Annotated in this window: 18 protein-coding genes; 11 read left to right on the top strand and 7 right to left on the bottom strand. The window is 44.3% G+C overall.

The window, feature by feature from the left end; genetic code table 11:
• Positions 1-84: 84 nt before the first annotated feature.
• Genes WKT12_RS08700 through WKT12_RS08680 form a run of 5 tightly spaced genes read left to right on the top strand, consistent with a single transcriptional unit; the run spans position 85 to position 5021 of the window.
• Positions 85-828, top strand: coding sequence for a polyprenol monophosphomannose synthase (locus WKT12_RS08700; protein WP_340319436.1), 744 nt, complete (start codon positions 85-87; stop codon positions 826-828).
• Between the two features lie 2 nt (positions 829-830).
• Positions 831-2174, top strand: coding sequence for a dihydroorotase (locus tag WKT12_RS08695; protein ID WP_021970789.1), 1344 nt, complete (start codon positions 831-833; stop codon positions 2172-2174).
• A 3-nt stretch (positions 2175-2177) separates the two neighbouring features.
• Positions 2178-3083, top strand: coding sequence for a vitamin B12 dependent-methionine synthase activation domain-containing protein (locus WKT12_RS08690; RefSeq protein WP_021970790.1), 906 nt, complete (start codon positions 2178-2180; stop codon positions 3081-3083).
• Between the two features lie 8 nt (positions 3084-3091).
• Positions 3092-4243: a metallophosphoesterase gene (locus tag WKT12_RS08685; protein ID WP_340319435.1), complete on the top strand. Its 1152-nt coding sequence runs from the start codon at positions 3092-3094 to the stop codon at positions 4241-4243.
• A 22-nt stretch (positions 4244-4265) separates the two neighbouring features.
• The gene (locus tag WKT12_RS08680) at positions 4266-5021 is read left to right on the top strand and encodes a lysophospholipid acyltransferase family protein (RefSeq protein ID WP_340319434.1); all 756 of its coding nucleotides are present in this window, start codon (positions 4266-4268) and stop codon (positions 5019-5021) included.
• Between the two features lie 281 nt (positions 5022-5302).
• Here the strand turns inward: WKT12_RS08680 and WKT12_RS08675 are convergent, their stop codons facing one another.
• Positions 5303-6001, bottom strand: coding sequence for a DUF4369 domain-containing protein (locus WKT12_RS08675; RefSeq protein ID WP_021970793.1), 699 nt, complete (start codon positions 5999-6001; stop codon positions 5303-5305).
• Between the two features lie 190 nt (positions 6002-6191).
• Between WKT12_RS08675 and WKT12_RS08670 the strand changes: the two genes are divergently transcribed.
• Positions 6192-8357 (top strand): S46 family peptidase, encoded by a 2166-nt coding sequence (locus WKT12_RS08670; RefSeq protein ID WP_340319433.1) that lies wholly within the window; start codon positions 6192-6194, stop codon positions 8355-8357.
• Positions 8357-10522, top strand: a complete 2166-nt coding sequence (locus WKT12_RS08665) for a S46 family peptidase (protein WP_340319432.1) — start codon at positions 8357-8359, stop codon at positions 10520-10522. The genes WKT12_RS08670 and WKT12_RS08665 overlap by 1 nt, the downstream gene beginning before the upstream one ends.
• Positions 10523-10633: 111 nt before the next feature.
• Here WKT12_RS08665 and WKT12_RS08660 read toward each other — a convergent pair whose 3' ends face one another.
• Together WKT12_RS08660 and WKT12_RS08655 are read right to left on the bottom strand one after the other, a co-directional pair.
• Positions 10634-10978 carry a hypothetical protein gene (locus WKT12_RS08660; RefSeq protein WP_340319431.1) on the bottom strand — a complete coding sequence of 115 codons (345 nt, stop codon included), beginning with the start codon at positions 10976-10978 and terminating at the stop codon, positions 10634-10636.
• Positions 10971-11294: an FtsB family cell division protein gene (locus WKT12_RS08655; protein ID WP_021970797.1), complete on the bottom strand. Its 324-nt coding sequence runs from the start codon at positions 11292-11294 to the stop codon at positions 10971-10973. Before WKT12_RS08655 ends, WKT12_RS08660 begins: the two co-directional genes overlap by 8 nt.
• Positions 11295-11576: 282 nt before the next feature.
• On the opposite strand from WKT12_RS08655, the gene WKT12_RS08650 reads away from it, so the two are divergent.
• From WKT12_RS08650 to WKT12_RS08640, 3 genes are read left to right on the top strand one after another with little or no spacing between them, the layout of a single operon-like run.
• Entirely contained in the window at positions 11577-13835 is a 2259-nt protein-coding gene (locus WKT12_RS08650; RefSeq protein ID WP_340319430.1) for an aconitate hydratase, read from the top strand.
• Positions 13836-13843: 8 nt separating this feature from the next.
• A complete protein-coding gene (gene icd / locus WKT12_RS08645; RefSeq protein WP_021970800.1) occupies positions 13844-15103 on the top strand; it encodes an NADP-dependent isocitrate dehydrogenase in 1260 nt (419 codons plus the stop codon).
• Positions 15104-15121: 18 nt separating this feature from the next.
• The gene (locus WKT12_RS08640) at positions 15122-16462 is read left to right on the top strand and encodes a citrate/2-methylcitrate synthase (RefSeq protein WP_340319429.1); all 1341 of its coding nucleotides are present in this window, start codon (positions 15122-15124) and stop codon (positions 16460-16462) included.
• A 455-nt stretch (positions 16463-16917) separates the two neighbouring features.
• On the opposite strand, the gene folB is transcribed toward WKT12_RS08640, so the two are convergent.
• On the bottom strand, positions 16918-17289 hold the full coding sequence (gene folB / locus WKT12_RS08635) for a dihydroneopterin aldolase (RefSeq protein ID WP_340319428.1): 372 nt from the start codon (positions 17287-17289) through the stop codon (positions 16918-16920).
• A gap of 4 nt (positions 17290-17293) precedes the next feature.
• Positions 17294-19840: an adenosylcobalamin-dependent ribonucleoside-diphosphate reductase gene (locus WKT12_RS08630; RefSeq protein ID WP_021970804.1), complete on the bottom strand. Its 2547-nt coding sequence runs from the start codon at positions 19838-19840 to the stop codon at positions 17294-17296.
• A 311-nt stretch (positions 19841-20151) separates the two neighbouring features.
• Between WKT12_RS08630 and WKT12_RS08625 the strand changes: the two genes are divergently transcribed.
• Positions 20152-20892 (top strand): NADPH-dependent oxidoreductase, encoded by a 741-nt coding sequence (locus tag WKT12_RS08625; RefSeq protein ID WP_021970805.1) that lies wholly within the window; start codon positions 20152-20154, stop codon positions 20890-20892.
• A gap of 247 nt (positions 20893-21139) precedes the next feature.
• Here WKT12_RS08625 and dnaA read toward each other — a convergent pair whose 3' ends face one another.
• Together dnaA and WKT12_RS08615 are read right to left on the bottom strand one after the other, a co-directional pair.
• A complete protein-coding gene (dnaA, locus tag WKT12_RS08620) occupies positions 21140-22549 on the bottom strand; it encodes a chromosomal replication initiator protein DnaA (protein ID WP_021970806.1) in 1410 nt (469 codons plus the stop codon).
• 326 nt (positions 22550-22875) lie between these two features.
• On the bottom strand, positions 22876-23763 hold the full coding sequence (locus WKT12_RS08615; protein ID WP_021970807.1) for an MlaD family protein: 888 nt from the start codon (positions 23761-23763) through the stop codon (positions 22876-22878).
• Positions 23764-23774 lie beyond the last annotated feature (11 nt).

Raw genomic sequence — 23774 nt, 5'->3', positions numbered from 1 at the left:
GAAGTACAAAAGTACATAAAATCTCGGTTTTCTCATGGGCTTGACCTGAAATATATTTATCTTTGCCCTAAAATGTAGATTATTATGCAGACAAGTGACAGTATCGTTATTATTCCTACTTACAACGAAAAGGAAAATATCGAAAATATAATTCGTGCAGTGTTTGGCCTGGAGAAATGTTTTCATATTCTGATTATCGAAGACAATTCACCCGACGGTACTGCTGATATTGTGCGGCGATTGCAGACCGAGTTTCCCGAACGTCTGTTTATGATAGAAAGAAAAGGAAAATTGGGCTTGGGAACGGCTTATATTACAGGCTTCAAGTGGGCTGTCGAACATGGGTACGACTACATATTTGAGATGGATGCCGACTTCAGTCATAATCCTAATGACTTGCCTCGTTTATACAAGGCTTGTCATGACGACGGTGCCGACGTGGCAATCGGATCTCGTTATATCAGTGGCGTAAATGTGGTAAACTGGCCTATGGGGCGTGTGCTCATGTCGTATTTTGCATCGAAATATGTACGTTTCGTAACGGGACTTCCTATTCACGATACAACAGCGGGATTTAAATGCTATAAGCGTAAGGTGCTGGAAACCATACCGCTGGATAATATCCGTTTCAAAGGATATGCTTTCCAGATAGAAATGAAGTTCACAGCCTACAAGTGTGGGTTCAAGATAGTGGAAGTTCCGGTTATTTTTGTTAATCGTGAACTGGGAACATCTAAGATGAATAGTAGTATTTTTGGTGAAGCCGTATTTGGAGTGATTCGGCTGAAATGGGATAGTTGGTTTAAAAGTTATCCAAAATATAAATAAATATGAAACGTACATGGATTTATAACGCTACAATTGTAAACGAAGGATTAAAGTTTGCTGGTTCTGTTGTTGTCGAAGGTGATACGATCTGTGAAGTATTGCACGGAGAAACTCGGCCCTCTGTTTTGTGTGACATCGAAATTGATGCTCATGGATGTTATCTTATTCCGGGAGTTATAGATGATCATGTACATTTCCGTGACCCGGGACTGACACACAAAGCCGATATGATGAGCGAAACAACTGCCGCTGCGGCTGGTGGAGTAACTTCGTTCATGGATATGCCGAACTGCAATCCGCAGACTACTACACTGGAGGCGCTTAACAATAAGTTTGCCGATGCTGCCAACAAGTGCATCGTAAATTACTCGTTCTACTTCGGGGCAACGAACAATAATGCAGATTTGCTGCATGAACTCGACAAGACCCGTGTGTGCGGAGTAAAGCTTTTCATGGGAGCCAGTACCGGAAATATGCTGGTAGACCGCATTGAGTCTTTGCGTAAGATATTTGCCGAAGCTGGTATGCTGATAGCGGCTCATTGCGAAGACCAGACTATCATTCGCTGGAATACCGAATTGATCAAGTCAAAATACGGAGAAGATGACGTTGATATTTCTTTCCATCCGCGTATCCGGAGCGAAGAAGCCTGCTGGCATTCTTCATCGCTGGCAGTGCAGCTCGCCAAGGAAACAGGTGCACGCCTGCATATTCTTCATGTAAGTACGGCACGGGAACTGAAACTGTTCGAAGACAAGCCGATAGCTGAGAAACGCATTACTTCCGAAGCATGCGTGTCACATCTGATGTTTTGCGATGAAGATTACAAGACACTGGGCGCGCGCATCAAGTGTAATCCGAGCATCAAGACCCGAAACGACCGAGATATGCTTCGTAAGGCCCTTTCTACGAATCTGATAGATGTCATCGGTACAGACCATGCGCCTCATCTGCTGACGGAAAAACAGGGAGGAGCACTGAAGGCTGTTTCCGGCATGCCGAGCCTGCAATTCTCGCTGGTGAGTATCATGGAACTGGTAAGAGAAGGTGTATTGACCGTAGAACAGCTCGTACAGAAGATGTGTCATGCTCCGGCAGAGCTTTTCCAGATAGACAGACGAGGCTATATCCGTCCGGGGTATAAGGCAGACTTGGTATTGGTTAATCCGGACAGTGAATGGGAAGTTACCAAGGATTGCGTCTTGAGTAAATGCGGATGGAGTCCGATGGAGGGAAAGCACTTCCATGCGAAAGTAGAAAAGACATTTGTAAACGGAACTTTAGTATACAGTGATGGCAAGGTCGACACCCAGCACCGAGGGGAGGCACTTGTCTTTAACCGATGAAAGATGCAGACAGACATTACAACAGTTACATACGAGATACACGATCTGGCAGAATACATTAACTGGATTTATTTTTTTCACGCCTGGGGATTTCAGCCCCGTTTTGCTGCCATAGCCGATATTCATGGCTGTGATGCCTGTCGGGCGAGCTGGCTGGCTTCGTTTCCTACGGAGGATTGTGCCAAGGCAGCACAAGCTATGCAGCTCCATAAGGAAGCCAATCGCATGCTGAACAGTATAGACGGACGTTATAAGGTATATGCCATTTACCGGCTGATGAATGCCAATGCCGATGGTGACAATCTGATACTGGAGGGAACCCGTTTCCCGTTGCTGAGGCAGCAGACTCGGGTTCGGCCGGACGATCCGTTCTTGTGTCTGAGTGATTTCGTCCGTCCCTTGTCTTCCGGTATAGTCGATACGGTAGGTGCCTTTGCCACTACCATCGATGAGGCTATGGAGAAGGAATTCGAAGGCGATGATTATAAATCTATGCTGATTAAGACTTTGGGAGAACGCCTGGCAGAAGCTGCGGCCGAAAAAGTGCACGAAACCATCCGGAAAACGGTCTGGGGATATGCCAAAGACGAGCACCTGACCATGAAACAACTGCTGAATGAGGATTATCAGGGCATACGTCCGGCGGTAGGATACCCGTCGCTTCCCGATATTTCCGTCAGCTTTCTGCTGGACGAACTGCTCGACATGAAACGCATTGGCATCCGGCTTACGGAAAACGGTATGATGCAGCCCCATGCTTCGGTATGCGGACTGATGTTTGCCCATCCGGCTTCTCGCTATTTCTCGGTGGGGAAGATAGACGAGGAACAGCTTGCCGATTATGCTGCCCGACGTGGATGCGATGTGAGTGAAATCAGAAAATATTTAGTGGCTAACCTGCAACAATAAGAAGTATTATGATACTGGCAAGAGTTTCACTGTTTTTTATCGTATTGCTGTTATTGCCCGACTGGTATATCTATAAGGTATATATAAGACAGGCAGAGCAGGCTTGGTCGAAGAAACTATACTGGTTGCCTACCACATTGCTGTTGCTGGCACTGATTGTTTTCGTTGCAGCCCATAATTCCCTGCATGAGTCCTTTGGCTTTTATCTGATTGTGACTTTATGCTTTGCTGTACCGAAACTGATATTTGTGTTGTGCGATATCTTGCTGAGAGCCTTACACCGGCTTATCCGTGTACCGTTGTATCACAAGACTGTATCGGTTGTAGTAGCCGTTGCTACATTGGTTTATGTCCTTTTTGGTGCGATATGGGGTAAGGAATACTTTCAAGTAAAGCAGGTCACCTTTTCTTCTCCCGATCTTCCCGCTGCATTCGACGGATATCGGATACTTCAGTTGTCGGACATTCATTCCGGAAGCTGGAAAGGGAATACGGAAGCCTTGCAGCGAGCTATAGAGCTTTGTAACGCCCAGCATCCCGATTTGGCTGTGTTTACGGGCGATCTGGTGAATAGCCGTGCCGATGAAATGAAAGAGTTCATGCCGGTTTTTTCAAAATTGCACGCCAGAGATGGAGTATATTCCGTACTTGGAAATCACGATTACGCTACCTATGCTCAATGGAATAGCGAGGCGGAACGACTGGCAAATATCGATACGCTGGTAATGAGGGAAGAACAGATGGGCTGGAAGATGTTGATGAACGACCATCGCATTATCCGCCGCGGAAACGATTCGATTGCATTGATAGGAGTAGAAAACAGCGGAAAGCCTCCTTTCCCTGACCGTGGTGATTTACCTCGGGCGCAACAAGGTACGGAGGGCATGTTCAAGGTGCTGCTGAGTCACGACCCTACTCATTGGCGAAGAAGCGTTTTGCCGGATACGGATATCCAACTGATGCTGGCTGGACATACGCACGATATGCAAGTCAATTTATTTGGATTTTCTCTTTCCCGCTTTGTTTATCCCGAACATCGGGGATTATACCTGCAACAGGGACGTGGACTATATGTCAATATCGGACTGGGATATGTGCTCTTTCCTATGAGGCTGGGAGCATGGCCCGAGATAACGGTCATTACCTTACGGAAGAAATAATAATTTATAAACTATACAAGCAATGAGATTCTTATACATTATCTATCAAATCTGTATCGGGTTGCCTATATTTCTGGTGGCAACTATACTGACTGCCCTGACTACCATGCTGGGCTGCTGGTTGGGAAACGGGCATTTCTGGGGCTATTATCCCGGAAAACTGTGGTCGCAGCTGACCTGTTTTCTGTTTTTACTTCCTGTTAAAGTTCGGGGACACGAACATCTGGACAAGAAAACTTCGTATGTGTTCGTTGCCAATCATCAGGGTTCGTTCGATATTTTTCTGGTATACGGCTTTTTGGGGCGTAACTTTAAATGGATGATGAAGAAAAGCCTTCGTAAAATTCCGTTTGTCGGTAAGGCATGCGAGTCGGCTGGATTCATCTTTGTCGACAAATCCAGTCCGCGCAAGATTTATGAAACCATAAAGGGGGCAGAAAAAGTGCTTCAGGGCGGAACTTCACTGGTGGTATTTCCTGAGGGAGCACGTACTTTTACCGGCCACATGGCGAACTTCAAAAAAGGTGCCTTTCTGTTGGCCGACCAGCTTCAGTTGCCCGTCATTCCGCTGACGATAGACGGTTCTTTCGACATCCTTCCTCGTACGGGCAAACTCCTTCACTGGCATCCGATGACGCTGACTATACATGAGCCTATTTACCCGCTTGGCAAGAAAGGTGAAGAAAACCTGCAAATGCTGATGACAGAATCGTATAAAGCGATAGAGAAAGATTTGCCCGAAAAATATAAGGGTAAGGTTGAAAATCCCGACCAGTAAGACGTTTTACCCCCTTTATCTCATTCAGTTGACATCATACCGGAGTTCCGGTAGATGCGCATGCAGATAAAGGGGGTAAAATATGCAGTCAGGTTTATAGAAAAGTTGTGCGTTCTCTTTTAAAACCTGCTGGCCTTTGTAATATGATTTGTACAAAGTCTTCAGAAATTTGTACAAAAAAACGGAAAATTTGTACAAATTTTCCGTTAAGCATTATCTTCTTTTATGATTCTTTTCCCGATGTCTTTCCGAAGTTCTGAAGTCGACAGCCTGCAAAGCTCTTATTGAACGGCTTGCAGTTTGTCCATGTTGCTACGTGCTACCGAAACATATTCCTTAATCATCGGATTGTTTTTGAACGATTCGGGAGCATTGTTTACTATTTCTTCCATGACAGGAGTGAGTACCGGATAAGGAAATCCGTTGCATAGCATCAGAAATACGCCTGTTCCCAATACATTGTCATAATTTTCTTCGATAAAGGTCTTGGCAAGTTCGTCCATGTCGTGCCCCAGTGCAGTACGTTGTTTATCCATTTCTTCCTGGATAAATTTGGGGTCCTTGCCGTCCATAATCATGCGGCTTTCCATTCTTTCAACTTCGTAAGCCCGGTCTTCCAGAGAAGTTTTCTTTACGATGAATTCGTTGAAACTGTCATTCAGGGGAGTTCCCTTTATCGAAAAGCCGGCCTTGTCGATATTGATGTTGATATTACCTTCTTCTATCACAACCGGCATGATACAGTCATCATCCATATACAGCGAGGCAATGACCGTAGAATCTACTTTCCCTTTCATCTTGAAAATTCCGTGTATCACTTCCGCCGAGTCGATATTTACCAGCTTGTCGCCGGAAGGCACCTTTATGAAAAGCATTTTTCCGTCCAGTTTCGATACAGAAGAAATACCCTCTATATTATATTTCTTTCCGCATGAAGCGCAAATGATGGCACAAAAGAGAAAAAAATAAAATCTATACATGCAATAAGCCTTTAGAAAATTCTTGGGCAAAGGTATAATGTTTAGAAATGTCGTGAAAATAAATTATCAAAAATTAAACTAAATAGAGGATTATTACTGAATTAAGATACGCTAAACGTATTTTTCGCTATCTTTGCTAACTATTGCGGATAAAGGGAAAATATTCAATTATCATTTAAATATCATAACAATGAAAAAACTCAAAGTATTAGCATTTGCACTGATTTGTGCAGCCTTTTCACCGGTGAAAGCCGACGAAGGAATGTGGCTCCTTCAGTTGATGAAGGAACAGAACCTTGCCGACCGTATGAAAGCACAAGGTCTGAAAATGGATATTGCCGATATTTACAGTCCGAACAGCGTGACACTGAAAGACGCTGTGGGTATTTTCGGACGTGGATGTACGGGTGAAATCATATCTCCGGACGGATTGATCCTGACAAATCACCATTGTGGTTACGATGCTATTCAGCAGCATAGCTCGGTTGAGCATGACTATCTGACCGATGGTTTCTGGGCAAAAAGCCGTGCTGAGGAACTTCCTACTCCGGGATTGACTTTTAAGTTTGTAGAACGAATCGTGGATGTAACCGATAAGGTAAATCAAGATATTAAAGACGGAAAGGTTACCGAAATCAATTCTTTCGGTGCTGAATATCTGAATGAACTGGCATCTGAAGAGTTGAAGAAGAGTGACTTGAAGGATAAACCGGGTATTTCTACCGAAGCACTTCCGTTCTACGAAGGAAACAAGTTCTATCTGTTCTTTATCAAGACATACAGCGATGTGCGTATGGTTGCCGCTCCTCCTTCGTCAATTGGTAAGTTCGGTGGTGAAACCGACAACTGGATGTGGCCGCGTCATACGGGCGACTTCTCTATGTTCCGTATTTATGCCGATAAAGATGGTAATCCGGCAGAATATAGTGCAGAGAATGTGCCTCTGAAGGTGAAGAAGCATCTGGCTATTTCGTTGAAGGGCTTGCAGGAAGGCGACTATGCCATGATTATGGGATTCCCGGGAAGTACAAGTCGTTACCTGACGGAGAGCGAAGTAAGAATGCGTATGGAAGGTACGAATACTCCTCGTATTCAAGTTCGTGAAGCACGTCAGAACGTGTTGCGTAAGGAAATGGCTGCCAGCGATAAGGTACGTATCCAGTATGCAAGTAAGTTCGCTTCTTCCAGCAACTACTGGAAAAACTCTATCGGTATGAACAAGGCTATTATCGACAATAAGGTGCTTGAGGCAAAGGCTGAACAGGAAGCTAAGTTTGCTCAGTTTGCTAAAGAACAGAACAATGCCGACTATGCCAAGGTGGTAAGCCAGATTGACGAGTATGTTCAGAAGGCTACTCCGATAACCAAACAGATGGTTTACTTCAGCGAAACATTCAGAAGCGGCATCGAGTTTGGTGCAACTTACATGTTGTTCAACGACTTGAAGACGGCGCTGGAGAAAGGCAAAAAGAAAGATGTTGAAAAGGCTATCAGCAACCTGAAGGAAGCGTATGCCGATGTTCACAATAAGGATTACGACCACGAAGTAGACCGCAAGGTTGCCAAGGTGCTGATTCCGCTGTACGCCAAGAGTGTTCCGGCTGATGCACTGCCTGCATTCTATCAGACTATCCAGACAAAGTTCAAAGGTGATTACAATGCTTATATCGATGCTTTGTACGATAACAGTATCTTCTCTAACGAAAAGAACTTCAATGCGTTCATCAGCAACCCTACGGTAAAGGCTATCGACAATGACCTGGCTATCCAGTATTCGTCAAGCAAGAACGACATGGCGCAGAAGTTGAGAGAAAAATATAGTGCTGTAAGCGGTGATATCGACTTGCTGCACAAGACTTATGTGCGTGGTTTGTGCGAAATGTATGCTCCGACTCCGAAAGCTCCGGATGCTAACTTTACTATCCGTCTGACTTACGGTAACGTAAAATCGTACGATCCGAAGGATGGCATTCACTACAAATATTATACAACCCTGAAGGGAGTAATGGAAAAGGAAGACCCGAACAATCCGGAATTTGTTGTTCCTGCTAAACTGAAAGAGTTGTATGCTACGAAGAACTTCGGCCGCTATGCATTGCCTAACGGTGAAATGCCGACTTGCTTCCTGACTACCAACGATATTACTGGCGGTAACTCAGGTTCTCCGGTGCTGAATGGCAACGGCGAACTGATCGGTGCTGCTTTCGACGGAAACTGGGAATCACTTTCGGGTGACATCAACTTCGACAACAACCTCCAGCGTTGTATTGCCGTAGATATTCGTTATGTATTATTCATCGTCGAGAAACTGGGTGGCTGCAAGAACCTGATCGACGAAATGACTATCGTTGAATAATGAAGAAAACCTTATTATTTTCCATGCTTGCCGCATGCTCTCTCGCCGGATATGCCGACGAGGGCATGTGGATGCTGACCGACCTGAAGAAACAGAATGCTGCTGTCATGCAGGATCTGGGTCTGGATATCAGCATCGACAAGGTGTATTGTCCCGACGACAGTATCAGCCTGAAGGATGCTGTTGTGCATTTCGGTGGCGGATGTACTGGAGAAGTTGTTTCTTCCGAAGGACTGGTGCTGACCAATCATCACTGCGGATATCAGTATATCCAGCAGCACAGCTCGGTGGAACACGATTATCTGACCGATGGTTTCTGGGCAATGAGCCGTGCAGAAGAACTTCCTTGTGAGGGACTGACCATTACGTTTATCGACCGTATCCTCGATGTGACGGATTATGTGCAGGAACAATTGAAAAAGGATGATGATCCGGAAGGACTGAATTACCTTTCTCCTTCGTACTTGTCGACCGTTGCAGCGCGTTTTGCCAAGAAAGAAAATATCAAGACGGACGATTTTACCGTTCTCGAACTGAAGCCGTTCTACGGAGCCAACAAGTATTACCTGTTTGTCAAGACGGTGTATAAGGATATTCGTATGGTGGGTGCTCCTCCTTCTTCTATCGGAAAGTTCGGAGCCGATACGGATAACTGGATGTGGCCGCGTCATTGTGGTGATTTTTCTATCTTCCGCATTTATGCGTCGAAGGATGGAAAGCCTGCCAATTATGCAGCCGATAATGTTCCACTGAAGGTTAAGAAACATCTTACTATCAACATGGGTGGCATTAAGGAAGGCGATTTTACTTTCGTAATGGGATTTCCCGGACGTAACTGGCGTTACATGATCAGTGATGAAGTGGAGGAACGTATGCAGACTACCAACTTTATGCGTGATACCGTGCGCGGAGTCCGTCTGCGAGTGCTGGGTGAAGAAATGGCAAAAGATGCCAAAACACGTATCCAGTATGCAGCCAAGTATGCTTCTTCTGCCAATTACTGGAAGAATGCTATCGGCATGAACGAAGGACTTGTGTCGCTGAAAGTGCTCGACCGTAAGAAAGATGAACAGAAACGTCTGCTGGCTTTCGGCGAGGAAACAGGTAATGACAGCTATCGTCAGGCATACGAAACGATCAAGCAGATTGTGGCCAAGCGTCACGATGCGGTATATCATCAGCAGGCTATCTATGAAGCGTTGATGCTGGGTACGGAGTTTTCGAAGATTCCTGACACGGATAAGTTGCTTGCTTCGCTGGAAAAAAATGATAAAAAAGGTATAAAAGCGGCTGTTGCTGCTTTGGACGAGCAAGGAAAGAAGTTCTTTAATAAAGATTACAGTACGGCAGTCGACCGCAAGGTTTCCAAACAATTGATTGCACTGTATGCACAGCTGATTCCTGCCGGACAGCGTATCAGCATCTTCAAGCTGATAGATGACAAATTCGGTGGCAATACCGATGCTTTTGTCGACGCTTGCTTTGACAAGTCAATCTTCCGTAGTCCTGAGGCTCTGGCTGCTTTCCTGAAAAATCCTAATGCCGAAAAACTGAAAAACGACCCGATGGTGCAATATGCCAAGTCGGTGAAGGAAGGTTACAAGGCTATGGATGAGGCCATGAAAGCAGAAACGAATGCATATAACCGTGCTCACAAGACATGGGTTGCCGGTATGTTGGCTCTGAAACAGAAGGAAGGTAAGGCCATTTATCCGGATGCAAACTCTACCTTGCGACTGACCTACGGAAAGATTGGTTCGTATGAGCCTGCCGACGGCAAGGAGTATTTGTATTATACTACCTTGAAGGGAGTTATGGAAAAAGAAGATCCGGACAATCCGGAGTTTGTAGTTTCTCCCAAATTGAAGGAATTGTATGAAAAGAAGGACTTCGGACCGTATGCCATGTCCGACGGACGGATGCCTGTATGCTTTGTTACAGCAACCGATAACACGGGAGGTAATTCAGGTTCTCCGGTCTTCAACGCAAAAGGTGAACTGATAGGTGTCGGCTTCGACCGCAACTATGAAGGTCTGACCGGCGATATTGCCTATAATCCGCAGTTGCAGCGTGCTGCCTGTGTCGATATTCGCTATGTATTGTTTGTCATCGATAAATATGCCGGTGCCAAGCATCTGATAGACGAAATGACTATCGTGCGTTGACATGATACATGTTCTTAAAAAAACATGGTAATGAAATAAAGAAAACGTGGCGAGAGATAAAAAAACGCCGGGATGAATTGAATGATTTGTCCCGGCGTTTTTCTTTGTATATTAATGTTTCTTTTCTTTCTCTTCTTCCTGAGGTATGCGGAAAGCTGTATACAGTTCCAGTACGGCTGCAATGGTGAGGCAGGCTACCCACTCGTTTCGTTTCCAGAGTATCATCATTACTCCGGCTACCACCAGTAGGATGGCTCCTATAATTTGCTGGCGACGTAAGCGGCGGATAACGATATTTTTGCCTTCGTAGCCGCTCATGACCTGTACATAAGCAAACATAATGGCACCTATTAGATAAAAATACGGAGCCCATACCAGTTTGGTTATCTGTAACGCTGCTCCCAATAATAAAACTATCGCCCCTACGATAGCTATGACAGAATAGTATTTACTCATCCTTGTTCTTTTTCAAATCTTCTTCAAAAATATAAATATCCTCGTTTTCTTTCTTCATCAGATACTTTTCGCGGGCAACTTTTTCCAGTTCCTCCGGATTGGAAGTCAGTTCTTTCAGTTCACGGCTATCCCTTTCGTACTGCTTGCGGTAATGTTCGATTTCAGTATTGAGTGTACGAATCTCACGCCAGTGCGAAAAGCGCTGTATCAGACTGTTTTCTTCATCCAATACACCGATTATCAGCAAAAAGGCAAGTATCGTAATGAGATATTTATGCCGACGGATGTATTCCCATGCTTTTTTCAGTTTGCTCATATAATCTATCCTAATGATTCACAGGCAAAGATAGTGATTATCTGTGAAGTCTGTGTGTTCGTAGATTTTATTTTTTCAGAACGGGAGGACGCCATCTCCCGATGATGTACTTTTACTGTCGAATATTTACCCGGCATTGATTGCTTATTTTATGTTATAATTATGCAATATTGTGTACTTTTCTGTCAAAATGAATGATTTTATTCTATTTTTATTGATTATTGAAAATATTTTCTATATGTTTGTGACATAGAAATAAGGTAAAAAAGAAAGGAATACAGAATGGTTTACGACATTGAGATGCTGAAACGCTTTTATGCATCGTATGCAGTGCATGTAGATGCGGCGCGTGTAAAACTGGGAAAGGCCATGACATTGGCAGAGAAAATACTTTATGCTCATTTGTATGATGCGGGCACAGCTGCCGCTTTCCGTCGTGGAGAAGATTATGTAAACTTTCGTCCGGACAGGGTTGCCATGCAGGATGCTACGGCACAAATGGCATTGTTGCAGTTCATGAACTCAGGAAAGGATAGTTCTGCGGTTCCTGCTACGGTACATTGCGACCATCTCATTCAGGCATATCGCGGAGTGAAAGAGGATTTGCCTGTAGCCGAAGAGACGAACAAAGAGGTATACAGCTTTTTGAAGAGTGTTGCCTCCAAATATAATATTGGTTTCTGGAAACCGGGGGCGGGTATCATTCATCAGGTTGTTTTGGAGAATTATGCGTTTCCGGGAGGAATGATTGTAGGAACCGATTCACATACTCCTAATGCCGGTGGTCTGGGTATGATTGCCATCGGGGTAGGAGGAGCTGATGCTGTAGATGTGATGACCGGTATGGAGTGGGAGCTGAAAATGCCGAAGCTTATCGGTGTGCGTCTGAAAGGTAAGCTGAATGGTTGGGCTTCGCCGAAAGATGTCATATTGAAACTGGCGGGTATGCTTACCGTAAAAGGAGCTACCAACGCCATTATAGAATATTTTGGAGAAGGAACGGCTTCTCTGTCTGCTACCGGAAAGGCAACTATCTGTAACATGGGTGCCGAGGTGGGAGCTACGACTTCTATTTTCCCTTATGATGCGGAAATGGAAAAGTATCTGTGTGCTACAGGACGTAAGGAAGTGGCAACGATGGCTTCGGGTAATGCGCTGTATCTGAAGGCTGATGCAGAAGTAGAAGCTCATCCGGAAAGCTATTATGATAAGGTTATCGATATCGACTTGTCTACACTGGAACCTTATATCAATGGGCCGTTTACGCCCGATGCGGCATGCCCGATATCGGAATTTGCGGAAAAAGTACGTACAAACGGTTATCCGCAGCGTATGGAAGTGGGGCTGATAGGCTCGTGTACAAATTCTTCGTATCAGGATTTAAGCCGTGCTGCTTCGCTGGCACGTCAGGTGAAAGCTAAAGGGTTGAAAATGGCTGCCCAGCTTATCATCAATCCGGGCTCGGAACAGATTTACTGTACGGCGAAACGTGACGGAATGATAGCCGATTTCGAGGCGGTAGGTGGTGTGATTATGACAAACGCCTGTGGTCCGTGCATCGGGCAGTGGAAACGTGTGACGGATGATCCGCTGCGCGCCAATTCCATCGTTACTTCATTTAACCGGAATTTTGCCAAGCGTGCCGACGGAAACCCGAATACGCATGCCTTTGTAGCTTCGCCGGAACTGGCTATGGCGCTGGCTATTGCCGGTGATTTGTGCTTCAATCCGCTGACCGATTCGTTGACTAATGAAAAAGGTGAGCTGGTCAAGCTGGATGCACCTGTAGGAGAAACGCTGCCGGATAAGGGATTTACGGTAGACGACAACGGATATGTAGCTCCGGCTGCCGACGGCAAGAATATAGAAGTTTCGATTGCTCCCGATTCGAAGCGCTTACAGAAACTGGCTCCTTTTGCGGCTTGGGATGGAAAGGACCTGACAGATATGCCGTTGTTGATTAAGACACAGGGCAAATGTACTACCGACCATATCTCGATGGCGGGACCGTGGCTCCGTTTCCGCGGACATCTGGAAAACATTTCCGACAACATGCTGATGGGAGCTGTAAACGCATTCAATGGCAAGACCAATAGTGTGTGGAATAGACTGACGGGCGAGTATGAAGCCGTTTCGAGTGTAGCAAAGCAATATAAGGCAAAAGGCATTCCTTCTATTGTAGTGGCAGAGGAAAACTACGGAGAAGGTTCGAGCCGTGAACATGCAGCTATGGAACCTCGTTTCCTGAATGTGCGCGTAATTCTTGCCAAGAGTTTTGCCCGCATTCACGAAACAAACCTGAAGAAGCAAGGTATGCTGGCACTTACCTTTGTAAATAAAGACGATTACGACAAGATACAAGAACACGATCTCATCTCGGTAGTAGGACTGGATAGCTTTGCTCCGGGAAAACCGTTGCAGGTAATCGTGAAACATGAAGACGGAACAGAAGATTCATTCCTCGCATCGCATACGTACAATGAAATGCAGATCGGTTGGTTTAAAGCAGGGTGTGCCCTGAATACATTCAAAAAACAATAAAAAAGATTATGAGTAAAGTCTATATGCAAGATGGTCGGCTGGTAGTGCCCGACTGTGTAACAGTTCCTTTTATAGAAGGTGATGGAGTAGGAGCTGAGATAACTCCTGTATGTCAGCAGATTGTAAACGAAGCCGTTAAGCTGGCTTACAGCGGTAAACGCTCCATCGAATGGAAAGAAGTGCTGGCAGGTGGAAAAGCTTTTGCACAGACCGGCGAATGGTTGCCGGAAGCTACGATGGATGCTTTCCGCGAGTATCTGATAGGTATTAAGGGACCGCTTACTACACCGGTAGGTGGAGGAATCCGTTCGCTGAATGTTGCTTTGCGTCAGACGCTCGACTTGTATGTCTGCCTGCGTCCGGTACGCTGGTTCCGTGGAGTCGTTTCTCCCGTCAAGGAACCGGAAAAAGTAGATATGCATATTTTCCGTGAGAATACAGAAGATATTTATGCCGGTATCGAATGGGAACAGGGTACTCCCGAAGCGCAGAAGTTTTATGCTTTCCTGCGCGATGAAATGGGCGTGAAGAAGGTACGTTTCCCCGAAACTTCATCGTTCGGGGTAAAGCCTGTTTCGGTAGAAGGGACCAAACGTCTGGTACGTGCGGCTATTTTGTATGCGTTGCAGCATAAACTGCCGTCGGTTACACTGGTGCACAAAGGAAACATCATGAAGTTTACCGAAGGAGGTTTCAAGCGCTGGGGGTACGAAGTGGCAGAAACGGAGTTTGCCGACCGTACGTTTACGATGAACCAGTACAATCAGTTGAAGAAGGATTTGGGCGAAGAATCAGCAAAAGCTGCACTGGCCGATGCGATGAATACAGGAAAAGTTATCATCAAGGATTGCATTGCCGATGCTTTCTTGCAGAATACACTGCTTATTCCGGAAGAATATTCGGTTATTGCCACCCTGAACCTGAACGGAGATTATATATCCGACCAGTTGGCTGCCATGGTAGGTGGCATCGGAATCGCTCCGGGAGCCAATATCAATTACCTGACGGGACATGCCATTTTCGAAGCTACTCACGGTACGGCCCCCGATATTGCCGGAAAGAATGTGGTGAATCCCTGCTCGTTGTTGCTGTCGTCTGTCATGATGCTGGAATATCTGGGATGGAAAGAAGCTGCTACCCTCATAACCAATGCTCTGGAACAACTGTTTGAGGCGGGAGAAGCAACGTCCGATCTGGCACGCTTCATGCCCGAAGGAAAAGCTTTGGGTACGAAAGAGTTCGGACAGCGTGTGTTAGAATCATTATAATCAAGAGCGTATCAAGACATGAAAAAAGAATATATCGTATATAAACTTTCGGAGTGTGCCAAACAGGCATGCCGGATAGACAATGAGCTTTTCACGAAATACAACGTGAAGCGCGGATTGCGTAATGAAGACGGAACGGGTGTTCTCGTGGGACTGACCAAGATTGGTAACGTTGTAGGATATGAACGTACGGAAGATGGCTTGAAGCCTATTCCCGGAAAACTGTTTTACAGAGGGTATGATCTGGACGATATTGCCCACGCCCTGCTGAGAGAAAAACGTTTCGGCTTCGAGGAGGTTGCTTATCTGCTGCTTTCGGGAGAACTGCCCGACAGCGAACAACTGGAGGCTTTCAAGGAGCTGATAAACGACAATATGCCGCTCGACAAGAAGACGACCATGAATATCATCGACTTGGAGGGACAGAACATCATGAACATCCTGGCACGAAGTGTGCTCGAAATGTATACCTTCGATCCGAATCCGGACGATATCTCACGCGATAACCTGATGCGTCAGTCCATCGAACTGATATCAAAGTTCCCTACCATCATTGCTTATGCGTACAGTATCTATCGTCACAGTATTCACGGACGTTCGCTTCATATCCGTCATCCGCACGAAAACCTGTCGATAGCCGAGAACTTTCTTTACATGATAAAGAAGGACTATACGCCGCTGGAAGCTCGTATGCTCGATTTGCTGCTGGTACTTCAGGCAGAACACGGTGGTGGTAACAACTCAACCTTTACGGTACGTGTAACCAGCTCTACCCGTACGGATACTTACTCCAGCATTGCGGCAGGCATCGGCTCGTTGAAAGGTCCTTTGCATGGCGGCGCGAATATACAAGTTGTCAAGATGTTCCATCACCTGAAGGAAGTTATCTCCGACTGGACGAACGTAGATGAAATAGATACGTACCTGATGCGTATGTTACGTAAGGAGGCATACGACGGCAGCGGGCTGATTTATGGTATCGGACATGCCGTTTATACCATTTCCGACCCCCGTGCTGTACTTCTGAAAGAGCTGGCAAGCGAACTGGTTGCCGAGAAGGGATGCGAAAAAGAATTCGCTTTCCTCGAACTGCTGGAACAGCGTGCCATCGAATGCTTCAAGAAAGTGAAAGGGACGAAGAAACAAGTTTGTTCGAACGTCGACTTCTATTCAGGATTTATCTACGAGATGATGGGTCTTCCGATGGAGATTTATACGCCGCTCTTTGCCATGGCACGTATCGTAGGATGGACGGCACACCGCATCGAGGAATTGAATTTCGAGGGACGTCGTATCATTCGTCCGGCATACAAGAACGTGCTTGAGGAAGTCGGGTATGTTCCTATAACAGAGCGATAAGATTTCTTTTTGATAACTGTTTGCATTCAGCACAAGAAACTGTCTGGGTTTTCGTTTGGAAAAGCGTAAACGTGGACAGTTTTTTATTGCTTTTTCTTGAAGTATATCCTATTGGTGGGTATCGAATGATATTGTCTTTTAAATAATTCTTATTATCCTGACAATTAAAGATGGATACGTTTCGGTTATTTTTTGTACAAAAAAATTTTTTATTTGTACAAAATTTCCGAAAACGTGCAGAGGTTTTTTCTGAATCGTCTGAACGAATAGATAAAGTAACCTTGCTTTCCGATAAAGGCTAAGCAGGCTTTAGGAGGAATCGGTTGTTTAAGCTGTTTGGTGAGAACTGAAGGCATACAACTGATACTTCGTGATATATTGATAAATAAAACAAGCTCCGGATGGGTGACTGGTAATCGATAGGATTATTTTCACCATCCGGAGCTTGTTTTTTCTTATCTGAGGTAAGTGGCCTCGATGCCAACTTGAGAGCAGTCGGCTCCTATCGGAGGATTCTGCTTGTAAAGAGCGATATTGACTTCGCTGATTGTTGGGAAATCGTCCAGCAGCCTCCTGGCTATTCTCCATGCCACATGTTCCAGTAGTTGGGAAGGAATACTCATCTCCTTTTTCACGGCACTGAACACTTCCGCATAGTTGACGGTACCTTCCAGCCGGTCGGTTTCCGCAGCTTGTGCGAAGTCTGTCTTCAAGCGCAAGTCGATGGTATATTCTGCACCTACCTGATTTTCCTGAGGAAGCACACCGTGATAAGCATACAACTTCAGACCTTTCAGGTGGATATACATGTTTGCTGTCGGTTTCATAGGATTATCCGCAACGAGATGTTCCGCAAGTCTTACAAATCAGGCAGCCTTCCTGGTAAACCAAGGTTTCGTGTCCACAGTTAGGACATTTCATTCCTTTGGCTTCGGTTCCGTCTTGTACATATTTCTTCAGTGCACGCTGTACACCGTTCTTCCAAGTGTTGATGTTTTCGCTGTCGAGCTGCAGTGAGCTAACCAGCTTGATAACCTGTTCGATAGGCATACGGTAACGTAATACACCCGATATCAGCTTGGCATAGTTCCAGTATTCCTTGTTGAACTTCTCGGACAAACCTTCGATAGTCATCTTGTAGCCTCGCTTGTTCTCGAACTGGAAGTCGTAGTGTTTAGTTCCGTCTTCGTCGTAACTCTTGATGATACGTCCTGAAGTAACAGATTTTGGCAGGACGATGCCTTCTTCGTCGTCTTGCAGACCGGTGAATATTTCATAGGGATGACCGTCCAGCAGTCCGACGAAAGCTACCCATTTTTCTTTGTTGTTCTGGAAACGGACAACATCTGCTTCGAGTACACGCGGACGTACTTCTGTTATCTGAGGTGGTTTGCAGTGGCAGTCATCTTCTTTCGGAGTGTCTTTTTTCTTCTGTGTAGAGATAAGAACTCCCGCACGTGAGCCGTCGCGATATACGGTACAGCCTTTACATCCCGAGCGCCATGCTTCTACATACAGACGGTTTACCAGTTCTTCGTCGACAGAATTCGGCAAGTTGATGGTAACGCTGATAGAATGGTCTACCCATTTCTGAATACGTCCCTGCATCTTGACCTTCATCAGCCAGTCTACATCGTTTGATGTTGCTTTATAATAAGGAGATTTGGCAACCAGTTCGTCTATTTCTTCTTGTGTATAATGCTTGTCTGGATCATATCCGTTGATTTTCATCCAAGTGAGGAACTTGTGATGGAATACCACGTATTCTTCAAAAGCATCTCCTGTTTCGTCTACGAAGTCAATATGTACATTGGCATCGTTCGGATTTACTTTGCGGCGGCGTTTGTATACCGGCATAAATACAGGTTCGATACCCGAAGTGGTTTGAGTCATCAAGCTGGTTGTTCCGGTAGGAGCGATGGTAAGACACGCAATGTTACGGCGGCCATATTTCTTCATATCCTCGTACAGTTCCGGATCGGCATCCTTTATACGGTTGATAAACGGATTGTTTGCCTCACGTGCTGCGTCGTATATTTGGAATGCTCCACGTTCTTTTGCCATGTTGACAGAAGAACGGTATGCTTCGATTGCAATGGTTTTGTGAACTTTTTCAGAGAATTCGGTAGCTTCTTCTGTTCCGTAGCGTAATCCCATGGCTGCAAGCATATCTCCTTCGGCAGTGATACCTACTCCTGTACGGCGTCCTAATCCGGATTTGTGATAAATCTTTTCCCACAGATGACGTTCAGTTCCCTTTACTTCTTCGCTTTCTGGATCCGAATCGATCTTTTCCATGATTTTTTCAATCTTTTCAAGTTCCAGATCGATAATGTCGTCCATGATACGTTGTGCCAGTCCGACATGTTTCTTGAACAGTTCAAAGTCGAAATAAGCTTCCGGGGTAAACGGATTTACTACATACGAGTATAAGTTGATGGCCAGCAGACGGCAGGAGTCGTACGGACACAAGGGAATTTCACCACAAGGATTGGTTGAAACTGTGCGGAATCCCAGGTCTGCGTAGCAGTCGGGTACTGATTCGCGTATGATGGTATCCCAGAACAATACACCGGGTTCAGCCGATTTCCATGCGTTGTGTACAATCTTCTTCCACAAAGCCGAAGCATCGATTTCCTTCTTTACTTGAGGATTTTCAGAATCAATCGGGAACTGTTGGGTATAGGTACGGTTCTCAACAGCAGCCTGCATGAATTCATCGTCCAGCTTGACAGAAACATTTGCTCCTGTAACTTTTCCTTCTGTCATTTTAGCATCGATGAATGCTTCTGAGTCCGGATGTTTGATTGAAACGCTAAGCATCAGTGCACCGCGGCGTCCGTCTTGGGCAACTTCACGAGTTGAATTTGAATAACGTTCCATGAAAGGAACCAGACCGGTAGAAGTTAATGCAGAATTCTTGACCGGAGAACCTTTCGGACGGATGTGTGAAAGGTCATGACCTACACCTCCACGACGTTTCATCAATTGTACTTGCTCTTCATCGATGCGGATGATTGCACCGTAAGAGTCGGCCGATCCTTCCAGACCGATAACAAAACAATTGGATAGTGAAGCTACTTGATAATCATTTCCGATACCCGTCATCGGACTTCCTTGCGGAACGATGTACTTAAAGTGATCGAGTAAGCCGAAGAGTTCTTCCGAACTGAGTGCATTAGGATATTTTGCCTCAATGCGGGCTACTTCATTAGCTATACGCCAATGCATATCCTCAGGAGATTTTTCGTAGATGTTTCCAAAGGAATCTTTTACTGCGTACTTGTTTACCCACACGCGAGCAGCAAGTTCATCCCCATTAAAATACTGTAACGAGGCCTTGTAAGCTTCGTCATAGCTGTACGTTTGTTTTTCCACTTTTATATAATGATGTTAGTTCGTTATTCTGTAATATGTATAGTTTCGCTTTTTATTCAATAACAAACTGCTGCAAAGCTAAAGATGTTTTTCTGATTTGCAAAATAAAACAGAAAGAAGTTATCAACAATCTGAAAAGTTTTCCGTTTTTATGTTTTAAATGTTTGGTAATTAGTTGCTTGGCTATTTGTGGGTGCTTGCGAAGTTTACTATTTTGAATAACAATGCTTTATTCTTGTGTTTGTTGGCGTTTCATTGGCATATACTTATTTTTTATTTGTATCTTTGTAGATAAATTAAAAATATTGATTATGGATTCTATAAAAAACAGACGTACGATACGTAAATACAAGGCTCAGGACGTTCCGGCTGATCTTTTGAACGAAATGCTCGAAACTGCTTTTCGTGCTGCTACCATGGGAAATATGCAATTGTATAGTGTGGTAGTGACTCGTGATCCTGCTATGAAGGCTAAGTTGGCGCCTGCTCATTTTAATCAGCCGATGGTGACTTCTGCTCCTGTTGTCTTGACTTTCTGTGCCGATTTCAATCGCTTCAGTAAATGGTGTCGTCAGCGGAAGGCAGAACCGGGTTATGATAACTTGCTTTCTTTTATGAATGCAATGACAGATGCGTTGCTGGTCACTCAGAACTTTTGCACGATTGCGGAGGATAAGGGACTGGGAACTTGTTTTCTGGGTACTACTATTTATAATCCTCATCAGATTATAGAGATTTTACATTTACCGGAGCTGGTTGTTCCTGTTGCAACTATTACGTTGGGCTATCCGGATGAAACTCCTGTTCAGCCCGATCGTTTGCCGATAAAGGGTATTATACACGAAGAGGTTTATCACGATTATACGCCAGAGGATATAGACGAAATCTTTGCTTATAAAGAATCACTTCCTGAAAATCGTCAGTTTGTGGAAATCAATCACACTGAAACTTTAGCTCAGATTTTTACGGATATCCGTTATCGGAAAGCTGATAATGAAGTGATGTCGGACATGCTGAAGAAAACATTGAAAGAACAGAAATTCGATAAGTAAAAAACATTACTCAGTTTCTATCCTTGTATTTCTCTTTTCTGTTCTGCGTTGGTTGAAAAGTGAAACAGGTATTTTAGCACAAGGCTGGGGAAAACTTAGATAATAAAAAATCGCCCTCTCAAAAATTTTATTTGAATTTCAGAGGGGGCGATTTCTATTTTTATTTGATGATAATCCCGAATGTTGGGAATGTGAATCTTTAGCTGTAATACATTTCCTTTTTCTTCGGGTATCAATGGTTTCATCTTTATTTCTGATGCAAGCTGGCTTCTATTTCTTCGATTTCAGCCTTGAATGCTTTATCTACTTCTACTTGATCTTTTACAATCTTGCATGCATGAAGTACGGTCGCATGATCCTTATTGCCGATGAGTTGACCAATCTTGGATGAAGAAGTGTCTGTATGTTTCTTTGCCAGATACATGGCAACCTGACGTACTTGGACAACTTCACGTTTGCGCGTTTTAGTATGGATGGTCGAAGCATCTACCTTGTAGTGGCTGCATACCTTTTCGATAATATTATCTACTGTGAGCGGTTTCACCTCAGCACAGCGTACAGCCTTGCGTACGATGCGTTGCGCTAAGTCGAGGTTTATTTCACGCTTCAACTGGATAGAGTATACTAACAATGAGTTTACGATACCTTCCAGCTCACGTACACTTTCGTTTACGTTTTCAGCAATGTAGCAAATAACAGATTCAGGAATGATTAATCCATCACGGCGAATCTTATCGCGCAGGATATTCTTGCGTAATTCGATGTCCGGTTTTTCCAATTCTGCTACCAGTCCCCATTTGAAACGAGTCAGCAAACGATCTTCCATACCTTGCAACATAACGGGAGCACGGTCGGAAGTAAGAATCAGCTGCTTGCCATTCTGATGCAAGTGATTGAATATATGGAAGAATGTATTCTGCGTCTTTGTAACTCCCGCAAACTCTTGAATATCATCGATTATCAGAACATCAATCGTCTGATAGAAACTGATGAAATCGTTAAAGTGGTTTGTGCGTACAGAATCAGTGTATTGTACCTGAAACAAATGAGCAGATACATAGAGCACACGCTTTTCTGGATACAATTCCTTGATACGTGTACCTATAGCGTTGATAAGGTGAGTTTTTCCTACACCCGACGGACCGTACAAAAACAACGGGTTGAATGTACGTGCCGGATTCTGTGCTACTGTTTCTGCAACAGTTCTGGAAAACTCATTGCTTGTTCCTTTTATAAAGTTTTCGAAATTGTAGTTCGGGTTCAAGTGTGGATCCAGATCCTGTACAGCCGGAGCTTGTAACAGGCTGGGCGCTTTATTACCATTATGTATAGGCGTTTGCGGAGGCAAAGCTGACGAACGCTCTGTCCCTTTCATGTCAATGGCTATATGATTTGTCTTATCGGTAAGGATAGAATACATCAACTCTGTTCCTTCACCAATCTCCTTATATATAGCGGCACGCAAAAGTCCCACATATTTTTCCTCTAAGTATTCATAGAAGAAAGGACTGGGGACTCCGATTGTCAAGGCCTTATCCTCAAATTTTAATGGCACGACAGGTTCGAACCATGTTTTATAGGCTGTCGCATTAACGTTATCCTTTATGAAATTTAGGCAACGTTTCCATAATACAATAGCCTGATTGTTCTCAATCATATTTAATCTGTTATTAATAAAGCGAAACTTCTACGCTGCAAATTTCGTAATCAATTTTCAGAAAAACAAATCTCTTTTTGCTTGCTTTTTTGATTAATCTTGCAATGTATTGTAAATCAGTATATTGTTTACTAAAGCTTTTTGATTGGCAATTTTTGTGATTTGCTTGTTTGCAAGAAGTTGTTTCTCAAATATTTATATATTTGTATGATTCTTGTCTGTTTTTAACTTGCTGATATTCCGGTGTTGAATATCAGCAAGTTATTGTTTCTTATAAGATGATATAACCTTATTTTGCTATTTAGAATATTTCTATATAAGCAAGATTATTTGTCTTTTTTTCCGAAGAGCGAGAAGTGTACATAACGTTTTGGGTGTGCCTTTAAATCTTCCAGCAGACTGGCTGCATTGGCAGTCGTTGCATTCAGGTTGTTGTATAGGCTGGAATCGTTCATCAGCAGTCCTAAAGAGTTGTCTTTTCTGTTCAGTTTATCGGTGAGCAGATATACATTATGAAGTGTTGAGTCTGCTTTTGCAATAGTAGCTGCATAGTCAACATCCTTCAGGTTATCGCTGATTGTCTTCAGGTTTTCTGTAATAGCGGTTACATTGCTGGTGAGTTTAGGAACATCTGTCACCATCAGTTTGTTTAACTGTGTGCTTGTTGCATTCAGTGATGCAGTCAGTTGTTCGGCATTATGCAAAGTTTTGCTCAATGCAGGATCGGCAAGCAGTTTGTTTAGTGAGCCTAAGATTGAGTCCAATTTAGGCAGCATCTGTTCTACTTTGGGAAGCAATTCTTTTTCGGCTGCTCCCAGCAATCCGGTATTTGCTGTTCCTGGCAAGGTATCCCCCTCATTATAATAAGTATTGCTTTCATGGTTCAGCAGCAGATTCATCTTGACGGTTCCCAGCATTTCGGTTATCAGTTCGGCGCTACTTCCGGTAGGAATTTTCATTTCCTGATCCATCTCTATACCAACCACTACGTGTCCGGGTTTCCGATAATTATATTGTATGTCGCGGACGATGCCGACTTTAAAGCCATTGGCAAATACTGGACTCGATTGTGCAAGTCCGTTGATGTCTGTGAACTCTACATGATAGTAGCTTTCCGGTTTGAACATGTTAACCCCTTTCAGGTAATTTACTCCACAGTAGAGAATGATGAGTGCGGCAATTCCTGCAAAACCTATTTTTACTTCTTTTCTCATATTTATCTGGA

This window comes from Phocaeicola sp. HCN-6420, from assembly GCF_037890145.1.
Classification (GTDB): domain Bacteria; phylum Bacteroidota; class Bacteroidia; order Bacteroidales; family Bacteroidaceae; genus Phocaeicola.
The sequence above is the reverse complement of the archived record's forward strand: the minus strand, read 5'-3'. Positions and strand labels throughout refer to the sequence as shown.